We start from the raw sequence: 6,980 nt of genomic DNA, 5'->3' as shown, positions 1-6,980 counted from the left end.
GCCCGCGCTGAACCGTGGCTTCGTGGCGCTGTTCCTGTTGCTGCTGATGGCATTCGTCATCTGGTTTGGTAAAGATCTGATGGTTAAAGTGATGAGCTACCTGGTATGGCCGTTCATTGCCAGCCTGGTGCTTATCTCTCTGTCACTGATTCCTTACTGGAACTCTGCGGTTATCGATCAGGTTGATATCAGCAATATCGCCCTGACTGGCCATGACGGCATCCTGGTTACCGTATGGCTGGGTATTTCCATCATGGTGTTCTCTTTCAACTTCTCGCCAATCGTTTCTTCCTTCGTCGTCTCTAAACGCGAAGAGTATGAGAAAGATTACGGTCGCGAATTCACCGAGCAGAAATGTTCTAAAATCATCTCCCGCGCCAGTATGCTGATGGTTGCGGTGGTAATGTTCTTCGCCTTTAGCTGCCTGTTCACGCTCTCTCCGGCAAACATGGCGGATGCGAAAGCGCAAAACATTCCAGTGCTGTCTTACCTGGCGAACCACTTCGCTTCACTGTCCGGTACGAAGTCTACCTTCGCCACGATTCTGGAATACGGTGCTTCAATCATCGCCCTGGTTGCTATCTTCAAATCTTTCTTCGGCCACTATCTGGGGACGCTGGAAGGTCTGAACGGTCTGGTGCTGAAGTTTGGTTACAAAGGCGATAAAACCAAAGTTTCCATGGGCAAGCTCAACACCATCAGCATGATCTTCATCATGGGTTCCACCTGGGTTGTGGCATACGCCAACCCGAACATCCTGGACCTGATTGAAGCAATGGGCGCGCCGATTATTGCCTCTCTGCTCTGCCTGCTGCCGATGTATGCCATCCGTAAAGCGCCATCACTGGCGAAATACCGTGGCCGTCTGGATAACGTGTTTGTTACCGTGATTGGTCTGCTGACCATCCTGAACATTGTCTACAAACTGTTTTAATCCTTAAGCTCAGGATGAGCGGAGTAGTGAAATGAATGAGTTTCCGGTAGTACTGGTTATTAACTGTGGTTCATCTTCCATTAAATTCTCAGTGCTCGATGCAGCAAACTGTGAAGTTTTAATGGCGGGAATTGCAGACGGTATTAACTCTGAAAATGCGTTCATAGCAATTAATGGAGGAGAGCCAGCTAAGCTGGCTCACCACAGCTACGAAGACGCATTAAAAGCGATTGCCGTTGAACTGGAAAAACGTAATTTAATGGACAGCGTGGCCTTAATTGGCCACCGCATTGCCCACGGCGGAAATATCTTTACCGAATCAGCAATTATTACTGAGGAAGTTATCGACAATATTCGCCGGGTATCGCCATTAGCACCGCTACATAATTATGCGAACCTGAGCGGGATTGAATCTGCTCAGCATCTTTTCCCTGGCGTGCAGCAGGTCGCGGTATTTGATACCAGCTTCCACCAGACGATGGCCCCAGAAGCCTATCTGTACGGTTTACCGTGGAAATATTTTGAGGAGTTAGGGGTTCGTCGTTACGGTTTCCACGGCACGTCGCATCGCTATGTTTCGCAACGGGCGCATGAACTTCTGGATCTGCAGAATGATGATTCTGGTCTGGTTGTGGCGCATCTGGGCAACGGCGCGTCTATCTGTGCGGTACGTAACGGGCAGAGCGTTGATACCTCGATGGGCATGACGCCGCTGGAAGGGCTGATGATGGGCACACGCAGCGGCGACGTAGATTTCGGCGCGATGGCGTGGATTGCCGGCGAGACCAACCAGACGCTCGGCGACCTTGAGCGCGTAGTGAATAAAGAGTCCGGGTTGCTGGGTATTTCCGGTCTGTCCTCTGACTTACGTACGTTAGAAAAAGCCTGGCACGAAGGGCATGAGCGCGCGCAGCTGGCGATTAAAACGTTTGTGCATCGTATTGCGCGTCATATCGCCGGACATGCCGCATCGCTGCATCGTCTTGATGGCATTATTTTCACCGGTGGAATCGGTGAGAACTCAGTATTAATTCGGCGTTTGGTTATCGAGCATCTGGCCGTTTTAGGTGTAAATATCGATAGCGAGATGAATAGTCTGCCAAATTCCCATGGCGAAAGAATTATCTCTAATAAGGATGCTCGTGTTATTTGTGCGGTTATTCCGACAAATGAAGAGAAAATGATTGCTCGTGATGCCATTGCGTTAGGCAAAATTAATATCCCAGTAGCATTTGCATAATTAATTTTCAGCAGAGAGATTATTTTTCATGAAGGTAAATATCGATACCAGCGATATGCTGTATGCCGAAGCCTGGAAAGGCTTTAAAGGTACGGACTGGAAAGAAGAAATTAATGTCCGTGATTTTATTCAGCACAACTACACGCCTTATGAAGGGGATGAATCTTTCCTCGCCGAAGCAACGCCAGCAACCACGGCGTTGTGGGAAAAAGTTATGGCGGGCATCCGTATTGAAAACTCGACCCATGCGCCGGTTGATTTCGATACCAATATTGCTACCACGATAACCGCGCATGACGCCGGTTATATTGAACAAGAACTGGAAAAAATCGTCGGTCTGCAAACAGATGCGCCGCTCAAGCGTGCCCTGCATCCGTTCGGCGGCATCAACATGATCAAAAGCTCTTTTGATGCTTATGGTCGTGAGATGGATGCTAATTTTGAATACCTGTTTACTGACCTGCGTAAGACCCACAACCAGGGGGTATTCGATGCTTATTCCCCGGATATGCTGCGTTGCCGTAAATCCGGCGTACTGACCGGTCTGCCGGACGGCTATGGTCGTGGCCGTATCATCGGTGATTACCGTCGCGTCGCGCTGTACGGTATCCGCTATCTGGTGCGTGAGCGTGAACTGCAGTTTGCCGATCTTCAGTCGAATCTGGAGTGGGGGCAGAATCTTGAAGCCACGATTCGTCTGCGTGAAGAGCTGTCTGAACACCGTCGCGCTCTGCTGCAAATGCAGGAAATGGCGGCGAAGTATGGCTGCGATATCTCCCGTCCGGCGCGAAATGCGCAGGAAGCGGTACAGTGGGTGTACTTTGCTTACCTGGCTGCGGTGAAATCGCAGAACGGCGGCGCCATGTCGCTGGGCCGTACCGCTTCGTTCCTCGACATCTACATTGAGCGCGACTTCAAAGCGGGAATTTTAAACGAGCAGCAGGCGCAGGAGCTGATCGATCACTTCATTATGAAGATCCGTATGGTGCGCTTCCTGCGTACGCCGGAATTCGACACCCTGTTCTCAGGCGACCCTATCTGGGCAACCGAAGTTATCGGCGGTATGGGGCTGGATGGCCGTACGCTGGTGACCAAAAACTCGTTCCGCTACTTGCATACGCTGCACACCATGGGGCCGGCGCCTGAGCCGAACCTGACGGTACTGTGGTCCGAGCAGCTACCGATTGCCTTCAAAAAATATGCCGCTCAGGTGTCCATCATCACCTCGTCTTTACAGTACGAAAACGATGATCTGATGCGTACTGACTTTAACAGCGATGACTATGCCATTGCCTGCTGCGTAAGCCCGATGGTTATCGGCAAGCAAATGCAGTTCTTTGGCGCCCGCGCCAACCTCGCCAAAACGTTGCTGTACGCAATCAACGGCGGTGTGGATGAGAAGTTGAAAATTCAGGTCGGGCCGAAAACTGCGCCGCTAATGGATGAAGTGCTGGATTACGACACGGTGATGGAGAGCCTGGACCACTTTATGGACTGGCTGGCCGTGCAGTACATCAGCGCGCTGAACATCATCCACTACATGCACGACAAGTACAGCTACGAAGCTTCGCTGATGGCGCTGCACGATCGTGATGTTTATCGCACGATGGCCTGTGGTATGGCGGGGCTGTCCGTAGCGGCGGATTCACTGTCGGCTATTAAATACGCCCGCGTGAAACCGATTCGTGATGAAAACGGTCTGGCGGTTGATTTTGAAATCGAAGGCGACTATCCGCAATACGGCAACAACGACGAGCGCGTAGACAGTATTGCCTGCGACCTGGTCGAACGCTTTATGAAGAAAATTAAGGTGTTGCCGACCTACCGTAATGCGGTGCCGACGCAGTCCATTCTGACCATCACCTCCAACGTGGTGTACGGCCAGAAAACCGGTAACACGCCGGATGGACGTCGCGCAGGCACGCCGTTTGCGCCAGGAGCGAACCCGATGCACGGCCGCGATCGCAAAGGTGCGGTGGCGTCGTTAACCTCGGTCGCCAAACTGCCGTTTACCTATGCCAAAGACGGTATTTCGTACACCTTCTCCATTGTGCCGGCTGCGCTTGGCAAAGAGGATAGCGTGCGTAAAACCAACCTGGTCGGGCTGCTGGATGGTTACTTCCACCATGAAGCGCATGTGGAAGGTGGGCAGCATCTGAACGTTAACGTTATGAACCGTGAAATGTTGATGGATGCCATTGAGCACCCGGAAAACTATCCGAACCTGACGATCCGCGTGTCTGGTTATGCGGTGCGCTTCAATGCGTTGACCCGCGAACAGCAGCAGGACGTTATTTCACGTACTTTCACCCAGGCGCTCTGACGCCGGAGGGGTTATGAGAAAAGTTATTGCAACCGAATGTGCGCCAGGGGCGATTGGACCTTACGTACAGGGTGTGGATCTGGGCAGTATGGTGTTGACCTCAGGTCAGATTCCGGTGTGTCCACAGACCGGTGAAGTGGCAGAACACGTGGCCGATCAGGCGCGTCAAAGCCTGGAAAACGTGAAAGCGATCGTCGAGTCCGCCGGTTTGAAGGTGAGCGATATCGTCAAAACCACCGTTTTCGTTTCCGATCTGAACGACTTCGCCACCATTAACCAGGTGTACCAGCAGTTTTTTGATGAGCACAAGGCAATCTACCCTACGCGCAGCTGCGTACAGGTCGCCCGCTTACCAAAGGATGTGAAGCTGGAGATTGAAGCCATCGCCGTGCGTGGCGATACGCTGTAATCCCTTGCGGGGCGATCGCAGGAGCGCCCCGATCCTTAATGAGTGTGAAACCTGGTCTTCACTGAACGGCAATCCGAGGGTGTGGATATGATTAGCGCATTCGATATTTTCAAGATTGGCATTGGACCTTCCAGCTCCCATACCGTGGGGCCAATGAACGCAGGTAAAAGCTTTATCGATCTGTTGGTCAGCAGCGGGGAACTCTTCAGGACCACGCATATCGTAGTTGATCTTTATGGATCGCTCTCTCTGACCGGCAAAGGTCATGCGACAGACGTCGCCATCATGATGGGACTGGCCGGTAACAGTCCGCAAAACGTTAATATAGATTCAATCGCTGGTTTTACTCAGGAAGTGGCCCGTACCGGACGTTTGCCGGTTGCTGAGGGCACGCATATTGTCGATTTCTCGCCAGACGAAAATATTCTCTTTCATAGCAAAACGCTGCCGCGCCATGAAAATGGTATGCGTATTACCGCATGGCACGGCAACGAGACACTGCTAAGTAAAACCTATTACTCCATCGGCGGTGGTTTTATCGTTGAAGAGGAGCAATTTGGTCAGGCGCATGACATTGAAACACCCGTGCCCTACAACTTTCATTCCGCCAGCGAACTGCTGAAGCTGTGCGAGCGCAACGGGTTGTCTGTTTCTGGCCTGATGATGCAAAACGAACTGGCGATGCGCAGCAAAGAGGAAATCGATGCTGGTTTTGCCGCCATCTGGGACGTCATGCACGCCGGGATTGAGCGCGGCATGAACACCGAAGGCGTCCTGCCGGGCCCGCTTAACGTCCCGCGTCGCGCCGTGGCGCTGCGGCGACTGCTGGTTTCCAGCGACAACCTGTCCAGCGACCCGATGAACGTTATCGACTGGATCAACATGTTCGCTCTGGCCGTGAGCGAAGAAAATGCCGCCGGGTGTCGGGTTGTTACCGCGCCAACCAACGGCGCTTGCGGAATTATTCCCGCTGTATTGGCCTATTACGATAAATTCCGCCGCCCGGTGAATGCGAACTCGATTGCCCGATATTTGCTGGCGGCTGGGGCGATAGGTGCGCTGTATAAGATGAATGCCTCTATTTCTGGTGCCGAAGTGGGCTGTCAGGGAGAGATTGGCGTAGCCTGTTCCATGGCGGCAGCCGGGCTGACAGAGTTGCTTGGCGGTAGCCCTGCGCAGGTATGCATTGCGGCGGAAATCGCCATGGAGCATAACCTGGGGCTGACCTGCGACCCGGTAGCCGGACAGGTGCAAATACCGTGCATCGAACGCAACGCGATCAACGCGGTAAAAGCCGTTAACGCCGCGCGTATGGCGCTACGTCGGACGTCTGAGCCACGCGTTTCGCTCGATAAGGTGATCGAGACCATGTACGAAACGGGCAAAGATATGAATGACAAGTACCGTGAAACTTCGCGCGGTGGCCTGGCGATTAAAGTGGTTTGTACCTGAGATGAAAGGGTGCGTTGGTAGGCCGGATCAGGCGTAAGCGCCGCCATCCGGCAATGAATCCATCAATTTGGCATGATAGAAAAGGTGCACTTTAGTGTAATTTCGCTCAGTTAAGCATGTATGGAGAACATGTGATTCTTACTCAGGGTTCCGTTCACCTCAGCGCTGTCATTTTTCTGAAACGCAGTTACCCGTGAACGTGCAAGGGAGGCTCACCGCCGCCTCCCTTGCATCCCAGGCTCCCGGCGGGAAAATCGTCGCTGCGCGAGCTATTCGTCTTATTCCGTCTGCCTGTCGGGTCGGGGCCGAGCCTGCATCCCTGCAGGCCGTCCACTCTGCCCGCATCCCTGCGGGCAGTCCCGGTCAGCAGTCAACGCCTCATCGATTTTCAGCCGGACCGGGGTCATCGCTTCAACGCTCTGACTTCCAGTTAAATCTGTTTTGCTGTTTTAACAAAAAACGCAGAAGGTGAGGTGTTAACTGATCAGCATTAGCACTTTAGCGCGCATTTTTTGTTGTGATCTGCTTCAAAAACAGAAATTTAATACATTTAATGGTATTAAAAGAGAAATTATTTCTTAACTTTTAGAAATTACAGGGGTTTGTTTGTGAAGTTTTTCTC

General features: G+C 52.3%; 5 protein-coding genes. All 5 read left to right on the top strand.

Annotated elements, in window-relative coordinates; translation table 11 throughout:
- A partial coding sequence (tdcC, locus tag KQJ18_RS09485) for a threonine/serine transporter TdcC (RefSeq protein WP_216421880.1) occupies positions 1–934 on the top strand: 934 nt, incomplete at its 5' end.
- A gap of 31 nt (positions 935–965) precedes the next feature.
- Positions 966–2,174 carry a propionate kinase gene (gene tdcD / locus KQJ18_RS09480; RefSeq protein ID WP_216421879.1) on the top strand — a complete coding sequence of 403 codons (1,209 nt, stop codon included), beginning with the start codon at positions 966–968 and terminating at the stop codon, positions 2,172–2,174.
- A gap of 28 nt (positions 2,175–2,202) precedes the next feature.
- Complete coding sequence (gene tdcE, locus KQJ18_RS09475) at positions 2,203–4,497, top strand: 2-ketobutyrate formate-lyase/pyruvate formate-lyase (protein WP_085048674.1); 2,295 nt, start codon at positions 2,203–2,205, stop codon at positions 4,495–4,497.
- Between the two features lie 13 nt (positions 4,498–4,510).
- Positions 4,511–4,906: an enamine/imine deaminase gene (locus KQJ18_RS09470; RefSeq protein ID WP_038634102.1), complete on the top strand. Its 396-nt coding sequence runs from the start codon at positions 4,511–4,513 to the stop codon at positions 4,904–4,906.
- A gap of 87 nt (positions 4,907–4,993) precedes the next feature.
- On the top strand, positions 4,994–6,358 hold the full coding sequence (tdcG, locus tag KQJ18_RS09465) for an L-serine ammonia-lyase (RefSeq protein WP_216421878.1): 1,365 nt from the start codon (positions 4,994–4,996) through the stop codon (positions 6,356–6,358).
- Positions 6,359–6,980 lie beyond the last annotated feature (622 nt).

It is taken from the genome of Citrobacter sp. S55_ASV_140, assembly GCF_018919505.1.
Classification (GTDB): domain Bacteria; phylum Pseudomonadota; class Gammaproteobacteria; order Enterobacterales; family Enterobacteriaceae; genus Citrobacter; species Citrobacter werkmanii.
The sequence above is the reverse complement of the archived record's forward strand: the minus strand, read 5'-3'. Positions and strand labels throughout refer to the sequence as shown.